Raw genomic sequence first — 15,706 nt, forward strand, 5'->3', positions numbered from 1 at the left:
AGGGGCCGTGTCGGGGGGTGTCCGCCCGCAGCGGTTGGCGCGTCGACGAACAGCGAGTCGGTACGCAACCCCATCGCGCCGTTCCGAGGACGGACACCCCCCCGCCCCGGCCCCCCCCCCCCCCCCCCCCGGCGCGGCCCCGACCCACCCCCGGCGTCAGGCGAAAACACGACGCGCCCCACCCCACCCCCACCCGCACAGGCCGCCGCAGACACCCCCACCACCACGGGAACCGAACACCCACCCCGAACGTGTACCTGGACAGGGGTGGTACTCCACGCTGCGATCGGATCAAGATCCAGGCAAGCCCGGTGCGAATGTCAGTCCCGGCAGCGATACTTGCGGCGACGGATGACCATGGGGGAGGTCACAGTGACGCACACGCCGAAGAGCAGCACACCACCACCAGCGCGTTCCGGCCTGCCCATCCTCCCCGCCGTACCCGCGCAGGGCAGCCCCCCGGCACCCCAGGCCTTCCAATCGCCGCAGCCCACGCAGCAGCCGCAGCAACCGCAGCCCCCTCAGACCCCCCGCCGCACCGCCTTCGCCGAGGGCCTGGACCAGCTCCGCACCGCCGCCACGACGGAACCGGGCCGCCTCCGCATCATCGGCGCCCTCCTGGCCCTGCTCGTCATCGCCTTCGGCTCGGTCACGGCCTGGCAGATGACCGACCGCGCGGCCGCCGCCGACGACGTCCTCACCAGCAGCCAGCCCCTCACCTCCGACGCGGCCGACATCTACCGCTCCCTCGCGGACGCCAACACCGCCGCCTCCAGCGGCTTCCTCGCCGGCGGCCAGGAGTCGGCCACCACCCGCGACCGCTACGAGAAGGACATCCGCACCGCCGCGGAGAAACTCGTCAACGCGGCCGCCAACGCCGACCCCGACTCCCCCTCCACCGCGACGATCGCCGAGCTCAACCGGCTCCTCCCGGAGTACAAGGGCCTGATCGAACGCGCCCGCACCTACAACCGCCAGGGCTTCCCCGTCGGCGGCGCCTACCTGCGCTACGCCAACGAGAAGATGCAGCAGCAGATGCTCCCGGCGGCGGAGGACCTCTACACGAAGGAGAACCAGCGCCTGGAGGCGGACTACGCGGACGCCCGCCCCTACCCCTGGGCGGCCATCGCCCTCGGCGTCCTCGCCCTCGCCGCCCTCGCCTGGTCCCAGCACCGCAACTACCGCCGCACGAACCGGGTCCTGAACCACGGCCTGGTCGCGGCCACGGCCACCGCCACGGTCGTGCTGCTCTGGCTGGTCGTCGGCCACAGCGTCGCCCGCGCCGCCCTGGACGACTCCTACGACCACGGCGTCCGCTCCCTGACCGTGCTGCACGACGCCCGCATCGCCTCCCTGAAGGCGAGAGGCAACGAGAACCTCACGCTGGTGGCCCGGGGCGCGGAGACGAAGAAGGTCGGCGACCGCACCTACGACGCCTACGACTACGACTTCGGCGCGGACATCAAGGCCCTCGGCGCCCACCTCGCGGCCGCCGGGAAGCTCGCCGACGACACCTCGGGCGCACGCCCCGTCAGCACGGCCGTGGGCAACATGAAGGAGTGGCAGAAGCGCCACTCCGCAGCTCGCGAACAGGACGAGAACGGCAACTACCAGCAGGCGCTGGACCTGGTCATCGGCGCCAAGGGCGCGACGGGCGAGTGCTTCGACAGCGTCGACGCGAACCTGCGCGCGGCACTGGCGCACGAGGAGACCGAGTTCAAGCACGCGGCGGGCGAGGGCAGGGACGCGCTGACGGGCCTCCCGGCGGGTGCCGCGGTCCTGGCCGTCCTCGGCGCCGCGGGCGCGGTGCTCGGCATCGGCCGCAGGCTCTCGGAGTACCGGTGAACGGGCCGCGGGCGGAAGGAGGAGGCACGTTGCGAAGCAGTCTCAGGGGCTGGGGCGGAGTGACCGCGATGGCGATCGCCTGCGCCCTGGTGGCCGTCCTCGCGCTCTGTCTCCCGAAGTCCGCCGTGACCACCGACGCGTCCCGCGCGGCGGACGCCACGGCGGCCACCGCGAACCGCACCGCGACCGCGACCACCAAGACAGCGGCGGACGAGGACTGCGAGGACCCCGAGAAGCAGACCCTCTCCCCCTCCTCCGCCGACGGCCCCACGATCGAGGCGATCAAGAACCGCCCGGGCGAGAAGCGCAAGCTGGTCGTCGGCGTCGACCAGAACAGCTACCGCTGGGGCTACCGCAACCCCAACAGCGGCAAGACCGCGGAGCTCGAGGGCTTCGACATCGACCTGGTCCACCGCATCGCCGAGGAGATACTCGGCGACCCGAAGGCCGTCCAGTTCAAGGCGATCCCCACCGACCAGCGCATCCCGGCGATCCAGGACGGCCGCGTGGACATGGTCGTCCGCACGATGACGATCAACTGCTCGCGCGTCGAGGACGTCGCGTTCTCCGCGCCGTACTTCAAGACGGGCCAGCAGGTCCTCGCCCCGAAGTCCTCGTCCGTGACGGGCTACGACGCCTCGCTCGCCGGCAAAAGCGTGTGCACGGCGGCGGGTTCGACGGCGTACTCGACGCTGGAGGCGGACAAGGAGAGCGGCGACCTGCCCGCGACCACCGACATCTCCACCACCGTCCCGAACCAACTCGACTGCCTGGTGCGGCTGCAGCTCGGCGAGGTCGACGCGGTCGTCACGGACGGCGCCCTCGCGGCGAGCCAGGCGGCCCAGGATCCGACGGTCGAGCTCAAGGGTGACGCCTTCACTGCCGAGTACTACGGCGTGGCGATGAAGAAGGACGCCGACGACCTGGTACGCCGGGTCAACCGGATCCTGGTGGACTACCGCAAGGACACCGCGAACGGCTGGCAGGCGTCGTACGGGAAATGGCTGTCGGCGACACTGGGCAAGGATGCGAAGAAGTCGGAACCCCCGGCACCGCAGTACCTCCGCACCGGCTGAGGGCGGCCGAGACCGAGAGTGAACCAGCCCCCAACCCCCGACCGGCACAACCGCAGCGAGAGGTGATCGATGGGCGTCACGGGATCCGCCGGGCCGGTGATGGACCGGGACGAGGTGGACCGTGCGCTGGCGCGGCTCGGCGCGGAGCACGAGGCGATCGAGACCTCGCTCCTCGCCCTGCAGGACCACGCGGGCCGCAGACTCCTGGAGGGTGCCGAGCTCACCGGCGTGACCCGGGAGCGCTGGGCGTCCACGGAGGCGTCGATCACGCTGCTGTGGACGTACTTCGACGCGTACTCCGACGCGCTGCGCTCCGCCCGGGACATCCGGGCCCGCCGCCGCTGGTCCAGCCGCGAGGACCTGGTGGAGCTGACGGAGCTGCTGGGCGGCGAGTCCGTGACGGTCGCCGGCAGCGCCGCGGCGACCGCCAACGCCCCGACGCTGCACGGCGCCGCGGGCAAGCTCAGTGAGCGCTACTCGCTCGCCACACTCGTCGACCGGATGAACGAGCTGTACGCGACGAGCCTGGACATGGTGGTGGCCGCCGACGCGGTCTGGTCGGCGCTGCCGGCCCGGATCGACCTGCTGGCCGCCGAGCTCCAGCGCACGCGCCGGCTCGCGCACTCGGTCGGTGTGCGTCCCGGCGAGCATCCGGCCGGTGACGACCTGGAGCGCATCACCCGCACGCTGACGAAGCTGCGCGAGCAGGTGATCTCGGACCCGCTGGCGTTCTGGCAGCCCGCGGAGGGCAGTTCGGCGCCGGGCGGCGGCCGGCCCGACACGACGGTCTACGACCGCGAGGCGCGCGCCCTGGAGGACGTGCGGCGGGAGATCGACGCCGTCCTGACGGTCCGCCAGGACGCGGAGAAGCGGATCGTCGCGCTGCGGGACGTCCTCAGCCGCGCGGACCGCACGCTCGCCGAGGCGCGCACCGCGCGCGGCGAGGTCCTGGCGAAGATCGCCGCGACGGAGGTGCCGGTCGTCAGCGGCCCGCCGACGGTACTGCAGGAGCAGCTGGCGGCGGCCGCGGAGTACCGCCGGCAGGGGCAGTGGCACCGCCTGTCCCCGCTGCTGGAGTCGCTGGAGCAGAAGGCCGAGGACGAACTGCTGCGCGCCCGCGAGTCGTTGACGGCCGTCACGGCTCCCCTGGCGGTCCGCGCCGAGCTGCGCGGCCGGCTCGACGCGTACAAGGCGAAGGTCGCCCGGCACGGCCTGGCGGAGGACACGCTGCTGGTCGAGCGGTACGAGAAGGCGCGCCGCATGCTGTGGAGCGCCCCCTGCGACCTGCGCGCCGCCGAGCAGGCCGTGCTGCGCTACCAGTGGGCGGCCGCCGAGCTGCTCGGCGGCCCGCGCGCGCCGGACCAGGGTGTGCCCGAGGACGACCGGAGGGGGCCGGGCGCATGAGCGACGAGGGGGAGTCGATGAGTCAGGCACCGCAGGAACCACCGGGCCCCGCGCGCGCGTGCCAGCGCCCCGGCTGCGAGGGCGCGTACGAGGACGTGGGCGGCGGCGAGCTGTACTGCGACACCTGCGGGCTGGCCCCGGTCGTCGCGCCGGACGGCCTGGTCGGCTCGCCTCCCACCGGCATCACCGCCGGCGGCCGGGGCGGCTCCGGCGGCTCCCGCGGCTCCGCGGGCAGCTCCAGTTCCCGTACCAGCGGCCGCAGTTCCCGTACGTCGTCGCAGTCGTCGAAGTCGCGCCGGTCGGTGTCGGGGCGCCTGTCGCGGTCTCTGTCGGGCACGTCGACGGGCCGCTCGGTGTCGGTGCGCAGCTCCGGTTCGGCGGCCGGTTCGTCGTCCCGGGGGCGGCTGGGCGCCGGGCTGGTGCAGGTGCCGCCGATCCCGCGGCCCGACCCGCGCGGGATGGTCCTGGACCGTCCGGAGGTGCCCGAGCGGAAGCGGTTCTGCTCGCGCTCCGACTGCGGTGCGCCGGTGGGCCGGGCGCGCGGCGACCGGCCGGGGCGCACGGAGGGCTTCTGCACCAAGTGCGGCCACCCGTACTCGTTCGTGCCGAAGCTGAAGGCCGGGGACGTGGTGCACGGCCAGTACGAGGTGGTCGGCTGCCTCGCGCATGGCGGTCTCGGCTGGATCTACCTCGCCGTGGACCGGGCGGTCTCGGACCGCTGGGTGGTCCTCAAGGGCCTGCTGGACACGGGCGACCAGGACGCGATGGCGGCGGCGATCTCCGAGCGGCGCTTCCTGGCGGAGATCGAGCACGCCAACATCGTGCGGATCTACAACTTCGTGGAGCACCTGGACCAGCGCACGGGCTCGCTCGACGGCTACATCGTCATGGAGTACGTCGGCGGCAAGTCCCTGAAGGAGATCGCCAACGCCCGCCGCACGGCCCAGGGCAGGCGCGACCCGCTGCCGGTGGAGCAGGCCTGCGCCTACGGCATCGAGGCACTGGAGGCGCTCGGCCACCTGCACAGCCGCAACCTCCTCTACTGCGACTTCAAGGTCGACAACGCGATCCAGACCGAGGACCAGCTGAAGCTGATCGACATGGGCGCGGTGCGCAGGATGGACGACGAGGAGTCGGCCATCTACGGCACGGTCGGCTACCAGGCCCCGGAGGTGGCCGAGGCCGGCCCGTCGGTGGCCAGCGACCTGTACACGGTCGCCCGCACCCTCGCCGTCCTGACCTTCGACTTCCAGGGCTACACGAACGTCTACGTCGACTCCCTGCCCGACCCGGACCACATCGAGGTCTTCCGGCAGTACGAGTCGTTCTACCGCCTGCTGGTCCGGGCGACGGACCCCGACCCGGCCCGCCGTTTCGCCTCCGCGCAGGAGATGACCGAGCAGCTGACAGGGGTGCTGCGGGAGGTCGTCTCCCTGCAGACGGGCCGCGCCCGGCCCGCGCTGTCCACCCTGTTCGGTCCGGAACTGCGCGTCACGGACACGGAGTTGTTCCCGAAGCCGGCCGGCGAGGTGTCCCGGCTGGGGGCCCGGGTGGTGCGGACGCGGCGCCGCCCCGGGGCCGCCGCGCTGCCCGGTCCCGGCACGCCCGCGGCCACCCTGCCGACAGCGCACCCGGCCCCCGCGCCCCCGCTTCCGGCCGGGCCCGGCCCGTACGGCGGCGCGCACGGCCCCGCCCCCACGCACTCCCCCGCCCTCCCGCACGGCCCGGGCGCCCCGGGTCTCGTCAAGGCCGTCGACACCTCCGCCGCCGCCCTCGCCCTGCCCGTGCCCCGGGTCGACCCGACCGACCCCAACGCCGGTTTCCTCGCGGGTCTGATGACCTCGGCCCCGGCCGAACTGCTCGGCGCCCTCGCGGCCGCCCCGGCCCCGTCGACCGAGACGCGGCTGCGGCAGACCCGGGCCTGGCTGGAGACGGGCGAGCCGGACGCCGCCCTGCGGTCCCTGGCCGCGCTGGAGGGCGAGCGGCCCGACGACTGGCGGGTGGTCTGGTACCGGGGCGTGGCCGCCCTGGTCACCGGTGACGACGAGGGCGCCGCGCTGGCCTTCGACGCGATCTACGACGCCTTCCCCGGCGAGATCGCGCCCAAGCTGGCGCTGGGCCTGTGCGCGGAGGTGCTGGGCCAGCTGGACAACGCCGCCGAGTACTACCGGCTGGTGTGGTCGACCGACCCGAGCTATGTGAGCGCCGCGTTCGGGCTGGCCCGGGTGCAGCTGTCGACCGGTGACCGGCGCGGCGCCGTCCGGACGCTGGAGTCGGTCCCGGAGTCGTCCATCCACTACACCGCCGCGCGGGTGGCGGCGGTGCGGGCCCGGCTGCGGCAGCGCACGGCGACGGCGTCGGACGTGCCGTTCCTGGAGGACCTGACGGCCGCCGCGGCGCAGGTCGAGGCGCTGGAGGCGTACGGTCTGGATCCGGCGCGCCGCGAGCAGCTGTCGGCCGAAGTCCTCGGTTGCGCCCTGGACTGGGTACTCTCCGGGGGCCAGGGTTCCGCCCCTCCCGCCGCCGGAGGACGGACGCTGCTCGGCAGCGGCCTGGACGAACGCGGCCTGCGCTTCGGCCTGGAGCGTTCGTACCGCACGCTGGCCCGGCTGGCGCGGGGCGGCGAGGAGAGGATCGACCTGGTGGAACGTGCCAATCGTTACCGCCCCCGGACGTGGGTGTAGTTGATGTCGCAGATGCCCCAGTTGTCCGCCTGCCCGAGTTGCGAGGAACCCCTCGAGTCGGGTGACCGTTTCTGCGGCGCGTGCGGATACGACCTGTCCGCCGTGCCCGCACGGCCTCAGGACAACCCGACCATCGCCGTGAACGGCTCGGTGCCCGGACAGGGCGCGCCGGCCGGTGCGTATCCCGAGCAGCCGCCGGCGCCGTCCGCCGGCGTGCCCTGGCCCGCTGCCGGACCGGACGTCCCGCGAGCGGCGGCACCGGCGCACCTGCCGACGGACCTCCCGGGCACCGACTCGGGCGGCTCCGCCCTGCCCCCGGGCACGCCCCCGCCCCCGAGCGCCCCGCCGGCCCCGGCCGCGGGCGTCCGCTTCGACCGGCCGTCGCAGCCCGGCGGTCACGCCGCCCCGGCCGGGGCCGAGTGGACCCAACCCGACGAGTACCTCCTCCAGGCACCGGACCCACGGGTGTCCGCCGACCCCGCGGCGCCCGCCGCCGGCGCCGGCGGCAAGGTCTGCGTGGCCTGCCGAGCCGGCCGCGTGGACGACGACGGCTACTGCGAGAACTGCGGCCACGCCCAGCCGCGCGAACGGGACCACATGGAGCAGGAGTCCGGCCCGGTGGCCGCGGTCAGCGACCGCGGCCTGCGCCACCACCGCAACGAGGACGCGTTCGCCATCGGCAGCACCGCGCTGCCCGACGGCTCCCCCGCCTCCGTGGCGATCGTCTGCGACGGCGTCTCCTCGGCGACCCGCCCCGACGACGCCTCGATGGCGGCGTCGAAGGCCGCGAGCGAGTCCCTGCTGGCCGCCCTGCCCCGGGGCACGCACCCGCAGCAGGCGATGCACGACGCGATCGTCGCCGCCTCCCGCGCGGTCAACGCGCTGGCCGAGGAGCCCGCCACGGCCCGCGAGCACGCCCCGCACCAGAACGCCCCCGCGTGCACCATCGTCGGCGCGGTGGTGACCTCGGGCCTGCTGATCGTCGGCTGGGTCGGCGACAGCCGCGCCTACTGGGTGCCGGTCGACCGCAGCGCTCCCCCGGCCCGGCTCACCGAGGACGACTCCTGGGCCGCGCAGATGGTCGCCGCGGGCCTGATGAACGAGGCCGAGGCCTACGCCGACGAGCGCGCCCACGCGATCACCGGCTGGCTGGGCGCCGACGCCTACGAACTGGAGCCGCACACCGCCGCGTTCAAGCCGGACCGCCCCGGCGTGGTGGTGGTCTGCACGGACGGCCTGTGGAACTACGCGGAAGCGGCCGACGAGATGGCCCGGGTCGTCCCGCTCGACGCGGCCGCGCAGCCGCTGCACAGCGCCCGGGTGCTCGTCGGCCACGCCCTGGACGGCGGGGGCCACGACAACGTAACAGTGGCCCTCGTGCCGTTCCCGGCCGTCCCGCAGGGGGCAGGATCGGCCTGAGGCCACGTACGGGGACGCCTCGGCGGACCGGAGGGGACCGGTCCGCCTACCGTCATCACCCCGCCGCGGCGGGGGCTTTGAAGGGGGATCGAAGCAGGCATGGCCAATTTCTCGAAATCCAGCGTGCCCCAGTTCTCGGTGGACGTGTACCAGAACGAGTACCTGCCGGAGGGGTCCGGCGAGGTCAACGCCATCGTCACGGTGACGGCGACCGGCGGCGGCACGATCGGCAGCGCGGTCGCGGCGCCCCACCTGTACTCGCCCGGCCAGGGCCCGTCCGCCGCCGTGGCGGTCATGGTCGACTGCTCGGGGTCGATGGACTACCCGCCGACCAAGATGCGCAACGCCCGGGACGCCACGGCCGCCGCGATCGACACCCTGCGCGACGGCGTGCACTTCGCGGTGATCGGCGGGACGCATGTCGCCAAGGAGGTCTACCCGGGCGGCGGCCGGGTCGCGGTGGCCGACGCCACCACCCGGGCCCAGGCCAAGCAGGCCCTGCGCTCGCTGAGCGCGGGCGGCGGCACGGCGATCGGCACCTGGCTGCGCCTGGCCGACCGCCTGCTGTCCTCGGCGGACGTCGCCATCCGGCACGGCATCCTGCTCACCGACGGCCGCAACGAGCACGAGTCACCCGAGGACCTGAAGGCCGCGCTCGACGCGTGCGCCGGGCGCTTCACGTGTGACGCGCGCGGTGTGGGCACCGACTGGGAAGTGAAAGAAGTCACAGCGATCGCCTCCGCCCTGCTCGGCACGGCCGACATCGTCGCCGATCCGGCCGGGCTCGCCGCCGACTTCACGCGCATGATGGAGACGGCGATGGGCAAGGAGGTCGCGGACGTCTCCCTGCGGCTGTGGACCCCGGTCGGCACGACGGTGAGGTTCGTCAAGCAGGTCGCCCCCACGGTCGAGGAACTGACCGGCCGACGCACGGAGGCGGGCCCGCGCGCGGGCGACTACCCGCTGGGTTCCTGGGGTGACGAGTCCCGTGACTACCACGTCTGCGTGGAGGTGCCGCCCGCCCACATCGGCCAGGAGATGCTGGCGGCCCGTGTCTCGCTGGTCATTCCGCAGCCCGACGGCAGCGTCCAGAACCTCGGCGCGCAGGGCCTGGTGCGGGCCGTGTGGACGGACGACATGGCCGCCTCGACGTCGATCAACCCGCAGGTGGCCCACTACACGGGGCAGGCCGAACTGGCCCAGGTCATCCAACAAGGGCTGGATCTCCGCAAAGCGGGCGATATGGACGGAGCAACGGCCAAACTGGGCCGGGCCGTTCAGCTCGCGAGTGCCTCCGGGAACGCCGATACTGCGAAACTGCTTGCGAAGGTGGTGGACGTGGTCGATGCCGCGACCGGTACTGTGCGACTGAAGGCGAAGGTCGAAGAGGCCGACGAGATGACGCTCGAGACCCGGTCCACCAAGACCGTCCGCGTGAAGAAGTGACCTGGAAGAGACGAAGGAGGGACGCGCCGACATGCCGACCTGCCCGAACGGACACCAGTCGGGTTCCGACGACTGGTGCGAGGTCTGCGGTCACCGCATGGCGGGTGCCGTGCCTCCGCCTCCTCCGCCGCCCCCGCCCGGCGGCGGCTACGGCTTCCCGCCCCCCGCCGGTCCCGGCGGTCGCCCGCCGCACCTGTCCGCCGTGCCGAACGCCGAGCCGGAGCTCTGCCCGCAGTGCCGTACGCCCCGTGAGGGCGGTGCGCCGTTCTGCGAGGAGTGCCGGTGGAACTTCCTGACGAACACGGCGACCTCGTACACCCCGGCGGCCCCGCCCCCGCCGGCGCCCGGCCCGGGCGTGCGCTTCCAGCAGCCGGGCCGGCCCGGCCCGGCGGGTCCGTCCTACGGCGGCGGTGACGCGTACGACTACCAGAGCTCGCGCCCCTCGCAGATGAACCGCCCGGCCGAGCCGATCCCGCCCTTCGGCGGCGATCCGTCCGGCCGGCCCGGCCAGGGCGGCCCCGGTGGTCCTCCCGGACCCGGCGGCCACCCCGGCCCCGGTGGTCCCGGCGGCCCCTCCGGCCCGCCCGGGTTCGGTCACGATCCGTCCCGTCCGGTCCCGCCGCCCCCCGGCCCCGGCGGGCACGGCGGCCCCGGTGGCCCGGGCGCCCCGCAGGCCTACCACCAGTCCGGCCCGCCGGCCCCGCCCGGATTTCCGCAGGAGACCCGGCGGCCGCAGCAGCAGGGCGGTCCGTCCTTCGGCGGCGACGACGACTGGGTGATCCCGCCGCCCGCCGGCGGCCCGGGTGGCCCCGGCGGACCCGGTCAGGGCGGTGGCTACGGATACCCGCAGCCCGGCGCGACCCAGGCCCCGCCCGGACCGGGCGGCTTCCCGCAGCAGCCCCAGGCCCCCCAGGGCCCGGCGACCTGGACCGCGACGATCGGCCCCGACCGCGAGTACTTCATGGCGATGATGCAGCGCTCCGGCCCCGAGGCCGCGGGCCTGAACCTGCCCGCGTACTCGCCGGAGCAGCAGCGCACGCTCACCGGCAACCAGATCACGATCGGCCGCCGCCGGCACTCCACCGGCGACACCCCCGACATCGACCTGTCGACGCCGCCGGAGGACCCGGGCGTCTCGCACCAGCACGCCGTGCTGGTGCAGCAGCCGGACGGCAGCTGGGCGGTCGTCGACCAGAACTCGACCAACGGCACGACGGTCAACGGCTCGGAGGAGCCGATCCAGCCGTTCGTCCCGGTACCGCTGCAGGACGGCGACCGGGTGCACGTGGGCGCCTGGACGACGATCACGATCCGCCGCGGCTGAGCCCGCCGGGCCCCTTCGTCAGGACGGGAGGGGCCAGGCGTACGGCCCCTCCGGGTCGTCCAGCCAGGCCCACTCCCGGTCCCCGCTGACGGTGATGCCGTAGCGCTCGCGCTGCGGCCTGCCCTCCTGCTCCCACAGCGCGTGCGCCTCCTGCGGGTCGAGGCTGCCGCGGGTCAGGGCCAGCAGGAAGCGGAACAGGTCGTCCTCCCTGGCCCGGTGCGGCACCCCGCCCAGCTGGGGCGGCTCGGCCCAGGGCCGGCCCCCGCCGCGCAGCGGGACGAAGTAGGCGGGCGTGTGCAGGAACCGCCCTTCGGCGTGCCCGGCGTCGCCGACGGTGAGCACGATCAGGCCGGTGGCGAGCGGCATGAGGACACGGCCCCCGGGACGGCTCTGTGCGAGCCAGGCCCGCGGCACGGTGCTCAGCGCGCAGGTGGCGATGATCCGGTCGAACGGCGCCCGCTCGGGCACGCCCCGGGTTCCGTCGCCGGTGACGACGACCGGGTGGTACCCGGCCTCGGCGAGGTGCCGCCGGGCCGACTCGGTGATCTCCGGGTCGAGGTCGACGGTGGTGACCCGGTCGTCGCCGAGCCGGTGGGCGAGCAGCGCGGCGTTGTACCCGGTCCCGGCGCCGATCTCCAGGACCCGGTGCCCGTCCCGTGCGTCCAGCGCCACCAGCATGTCCGCCATCAGGGAGGGCTGGCTGCTGGACGACAGCAGTTCGCCGTCGCGCAGCCGGGTCGCCAGCGGGGTGTCCTCGTAGGCGCCGCGCAACCACCGCTCGCGCGCCTCGCGCTCCGGGCTCTGTCCCCAGCGGCGTTCGAAGCCCCCGGCGACGCCGACGTAGTAGTACGGCACGAAGAGATGGCGCGGCACCGCCTCGAACGCCTCCCGCCACCCCGGGTCCGCGGCCCAGGCTCCGCTCGCCTCGATCCGCCGTACCAGCGCCGCCCGCGCGGTGGCGGCGAGCGCGTCGAGTTCCCTGCCGTGGCCGCCCATGTCTCCACAGTAAGGGGAGGATCTTCGGGCCGGTCCTAGGTCTTGAGTCCTATGCCGGTGCGTCTGAGAGCATGGACGGCGTGAAAGAGATTCGGCGCGGCACGCTTCAGGAGCAGACCTTCTACGAGCAGGTCGGCGGGGAGGAGACCTTCCGTCGGCTCGTCCACCGTTTCTACGAGGGAGTCGCCGAGGACCCGCTGCTGCGGCCCATGTACCCCGAGGAGGACCTGGGCCCGGCCGAGGAGCGTCTCACGCTCTTCCTCATCCAGTACTGGGGCGGCCCCACGACGTACAGCGAGAACCGCGGCCACCCCCGGCTGCGGATGCGGCACGCGCCCTTCACGGTCGACCGCGCGGCGCACGACGCCTGGCTGAAGCACATGCGGGTCGCCGTGGAGGAGCTCGGCCTGTCCGAGGAGCACGAGCACACGCTGTGGAACTACCTGACGTACGCGGCGGCCTCGATGGTGAACACCGCGGGCTGACCGACCGGACCGGCGCCTGCCGGGGAGCCGGTCAGCGGACGCTGACGTCCAGCGCCCCGAGCCCGGCCCGCCGTACGGCGATCGACCCGTAGGGCGTGCGCAGCCGGAGCCAGGCGCCTGCGGAGAGCAGGGCCGGCGGCTGACCGGGCCGCAGGAAGCCGAGCGACTGCGCCGCGTGCACGGCGCGGACCGGCAGCCGGGTGTCGCCGACCGTGCGGGACCAGATGTCACGGCCGATGCGGTCCAGCTCGGCGCGGGTGCGCCGCTCGTCGGGCAGCTCCTGCGTACGGGAGCGGAACTCGGCGACCACGGCGGCCACCAGGGCCCGCAGCGCGTCCGGCGCGGGCAGCCCCGGCTCGGGCCGCCAGCCGCCGCGCGGCGGCAGCACACCGGCCCAGGGCGGCCCGGTCACCGCGCCCGGCACGACGGCCGTGGCGCCCTTGTCGTCCACCGACTCCAGCAGCTCACCGGCGGACACCGTCACGTCCAGCGTGACGTCGAGCCCGTTCTCGTACGGTTTCGCCAGCCGTGCCGCGCGGATCGCCAGGACCTCGAAGGACGGCGGCCGTCCGAAGACGGCGAGCGCGGTGCCCGCGGCCTGCAGACGCACGGCGGCGCCGCGGTCGTAGTGGAGCAGCCGGGAGAGGAAGGCGGCGAGATCCGCCGCCTCCCCCTCGTCGGCGAGGTGGAGCACCGTCATGCGGCGACGGCCTCCTCCTCGTCGTCGTCCATGTACGCGCGGAGGAACTCCCGCTCCTCCGCGGTGATCCGGCGCGGACGCTGCGCCTCGAAGTCGAACGGCACGATCACCGTCGAGGCGCGCACGTAGATCTGGTCGCCGTCCTTCACCTCGTAGGTGAGGGTGAAGGACGCCGCCCTGATCTCCGTGACCCACAGCTCGATGTCCACCGGGTGGTGCCGGTGGACCAGCTGCCGCTTGTAGTCGATCTCATGGCGAGCCACCACGGACCCCTGCTGGAAGTCCTTCTCCGGACGGAACAGGAAGTCGATACGGGCCTCCTCCAGGTAGCGGAGGAAGACCACGTTGTTGACGTGGCCGTACGCGTCCATGTCCGCCCAGCGCAGCGGGCAGCGGTAGATGTGCCGCAAGATCAGCCCCGGGTCAGCTTCTTGTAGGTGGCGCGGTGCGGACGGGCCGCGTCCGCCCCGAGCCGCTCGATCTTGTTCTTCTCGTACGACTCGAAGTTGCCCTCGAACCAGAACCACTTGGACTCGCCCTCGTAGGCGAGGATGTGCGTGGCGATGCGGTCCAGGAACCACCGGTCGTGGGAGACGACCACGGCGCAGCCGGGGAACTCCAGCAGCGCGTTCTCCAGGCTGGAGAGCGTCTCGACGTCGAGGTCGTTGGTCGGCTCGTCGAGGAGCAGCAGGTTGCCGCCCTGCTTCAGAGTGAGCGCGAGGTTCAGCCGGTTGCGCTCACCGCCGGAGAGCACGCCGGCCGGCTTCTGCTGGTCCGGCCCCTTGAACCCGAAGGCGGAGACGTACGCGCGGGAGGGCATTTCCACCTGTCCCACGTTGATGTAGTCCAGCTCGTCCGAGACGACGGCCCACAGGGTCTTCTTGGGGTCGATGTTCTCGCGGCTCTGGTCCACGTACGAGATCTTGACGGTGTCGCCGACCTTGATGGAGCCGGAGTCCGGCTCCTCGATGCCCTGGATCATCTTGAACAGGGTGGTCTTGCCGGCGCCGTTGGGGCCGATGATGCCGACGATCCCGTTCCGCGGCAGCGTGAAGGAGAGGTCGTCGATGAGCAGCTTGTCGCCGAAGCCCTTGGTGAGGTTGCTGACCTCGACGACGACGTTGCCCAGGCGGGGGCCCGGCGGGATCTGGATCTCCTCGAAGTCCAGCTTCCGCATCTTGTCGGCCTCGGCGGCCATCTCCTCGTAGCGGGCCAGACGCGCCTTGGACTTGGCCTGCCGCCCCTTGGCGTTGGAGCGCACCCACTCCAGCTCTTCCTTGAGCCGCTTCTGCCGCTTGGCGTCCTTCTGCCCCTCGACCTTGAGGCGGGCGGCCTTGGTCTCCAGGTACTTGGAGTAGTTGCCCTCGTAGGGGTAGAGGCGACCGCGGTCGACCTCGCAGATCCACTGGGCGACGTTGTCGAGGAAGTACCGGTCGTGGGTGACCGCGACGACGGTGCCCGGGTACTTGGCCAGGTGCTGCTCCAGCCAGTTCACCGACTCGGCGTCGAGGTGGTTGGTGGGCTCGTCGAGCAGCAGCAGGTCGGGCTGCTCCAGCAGCAGCTTGCACAGCGCGACGCGGCGGCGCTCACCACCGGAGAGGTTGGTGACGGCCCAGTCGCCGGGCGGGCAGCCCAGGGCGTCCATGGCCTGCTCCAGCTGGGCGTCGAGGTCCCAGGCGTTGGCGTGGTCGAGCTGCTCCTGCAGCTTGCCCATCTCGTCCATGAGCTCGTCGGAGTAGTCGGTCGCCATCTGCTCGGCGATCTCGTTGAACCGGTCGAGCTTGCCCTTGATCTCGGCGACACCCTCCTGGACGTTCTCCAGGACGGTCTTCTCCTCGTTCAGCGGCGGCTCCTGGAGCAGGATGCCGACCGTGTAACCGGGGGTGAGGAAGGCGTCACCGTTGGACGGCTGCTCGATCCCGGCCATGATCTTCAGGATCGTCGACTTGCCGGCGCCGTTCGGGCCGACGACGCCGATCTTCGCCCCCGGCAGGAAGCTCGTCGTCACGTCGTCGAGGATCACCTTGTCGCCGTGCGCTTTGCGCGCCTTGCGCATGGTGTAAATGAACTCAGCCAAGAGAAACCGTCCGGCAGCTTGAAACTGGCAGTGGGCAGATACACCCCATCTTGCCGTACCGCCAGGGCTGGGCGGAAACGCGTATGACGCGGGGGCTGTGACCTGGTGGTTCGTGGTGACCGGCGCGGACGCGCCCCTCACCTCGGCCACCGTCCGCACAGTGCTGGCCCCTTCGCCCGCCCCGGGGCGACTCAAGAAGACGTCTCCTCACGCCATGCCCCTCCCCCGCCGCCCGGACTATCGTGCCGCC

Annotated in this window: 12 protein-coding genes; 8 read left to right on the top strand and 4 right to left on the bottom strand. The window is 73.2% G+C overall.

What is annotated here, in order from left to right:
• Positions 1 to 372 precede the first annotated feature (372 nt).
• The 7 genes from ACPXCS_RS09705 to ACPXCS_RS09735 all read left to right on the top strand — a co-directional run bounded on the left by ACPXCS_RS09705 (position 373) and on the right by ACPXCS_RS09735 (position 11,198).
• Positions 373 to 1,845, top strand: coding sequence for a hypothetical protein (locus ACPXCS_RS09705; RefSeq protein ID WP_425947116.1), 1,473 nt, complete (start codon positions 373 to 375; stop codon positions 1,843 to 1,845).
• A gap of 29 nt (positions 1,846 to 1,874) precedes the next feature.
• On the top strand, positions 1,875 to 2,921 hold the full coding sequence (locus ACPXCS_RS09710) for a glutamate ABC transporter substrate-binding protein (RefSeq protein WP_425947118.1): 1,047 nt from the start codon (positions 1,875 to 1,877) through the stop codon (positions 2,919 to 2,921).
• Between the two features lie 69 nt (positions 2,922 to 2,990).
• Entirely contained in the window at positions 2,991 to 4,325 is a 1,335-nt protein-coding gene (locus tag ACPXCS_RS09715) for a hypothetical protein (protein WP_425947120.1), read from the top strand.
• A gap of 17 nt (positions 4,326 to 4,342) precedes the next feature.
• A complete protein-coding gene (locus ACPXCS_RS09720) occupies positions 4,343 to 7,009 on the top strand; it encodes a tetratricopeptide repeat protein (protein ID WP_425947571.1) in 2,667 nt (888 codons plus the stop codon).
• 3 nt (positions 7,010 to 7,012) lie between these two features.
• Entirely contained in the window at positions 7,013 to 8,428 is a 1,416-nt protein-coding gene (locus ACPXCS_RS09725; protein WP_425947121.1) for a PP2C family serine/threonine-protein phosphatase, read from the top strand.
• 99 nt (positions 8,429 to 8,527) lie between these two features.
• Positions 8,528 to 9,874: a vWA domain-containing protein gene (locus ACPXCS_RS09730; RefSeq protein ID WP_425947123.1), complete on the top strand. Its 1,347-nt coding sequence runs from the start codon at positions 8,528 to 8,530 to the stop codon at positions 9,872 to 9,874.
• Positions 9,875 to 9,905: 31 nt separating this feature from the next.
• Complete coding sequence (locus ACPXCS_RS09735; RefSeq protein ID WP_425947125.1) at positions 9,906 to 11,198, top strand: FHA domain-containing protein; 1,293 nt, start codon at positions 9,906 to 9,908, stop codon at positions 11,196 to 11,198.
• Between the two features lie 18 nt (positions 11,199 to 11,216).
• Here the strand turns inward: ACPXCS_RS09735 and ACPXCS_RS09740 are convergent, their stop codons facing one another.
• Positions 11,217 to 12,194 carry a methyltransferase domain-containing protein gene (locus tag ACPXCS_RS09740; RefSeq protein WP_425947126.1) on the bottom strand — a complete coding sequence of 326 codons (978 nt, stop codon included), beginning with the start codon at positions 12,192 to 12,194 and terminating at the stop codon, positions 11,217 to 11,219.
• A 71-nt stretch (positions 12,195 to 12,265) separates the two neighbouring features.
• On the opposite strand from ACPXCS_RS09740, the gene ACPXCS_RS09745 reads away from it, so the two are divergent.
• Complete coding sequence (locus ACPXCS_RS09745) at positions 12,266 to 12,679, top strand: globin (protein WP_425947127.1); 414 nt, start codon at positions 12,266 to 12,268, stop codon at positions 12,677 to 12,679.
• Between the two features lie 31 nt (positions 12,680 to 12,710).
• Here the strand turns inward: ACPXCS_RS09745 and ACPXCS_RS09750 are convergent, their stop codons facing one another.
• From ACPXCS_RS09750 to ettA, 3 genes are read right to left on the bottom strand one after another with little or no spacing between them, the layout of a single operon-like run.
• Positions 12,711 to 13,379, bottom strand: a complete 669-nt coding sequence (locus ACPXCS_RS09750; protein WP_425947129.1) for a hypothetical protein — start codon at positions 13,377 to 13,379, stop codon at positions 12,711 to 12,713.
• Complete coding sequence (locus ACPXCS_RS09755) at positions 13,376 to 13,789, bottom strand: acyl-CoA thioesterase (protein ID WP_425947131.1); 414 nt, start codon at positions 13,787 to 13,789, stop codon at positions 13,376 to 13,378. The genes ACPXCS_RS09750 and ACPXCS_RS09755 overlap by 4 nt, the downstream gene beginning before the upstream one ends.
• Positions 13,790 to 13,791: 2 nt before the next feature.
• Complete coding sequence (ettA, locus tag ACPXCS_RS09760; RefSeq protein WP_425947132.1) at positions 13,792 to 15,456, bottom strand: energy-dependent translational throttle protein EttA; 1,665 nt, start codon at positions 15,454 to 15,456, stop codon at positions 13,792 to 13,794.
• Positions 15,457 to 15,706 lie beyond the last annotated feature (250 nt).

The sequence above is a fragment of the Streptomyces sp. DT190 genome (assembly GCF_049846985.1).
In the GTDB taxonomy this organism is placed as follows: domain Bacteria; phylum Actinomycetota; class Actinomycetes; order Streptomycetales; family Streptomycetaceae; genus Streptomyces.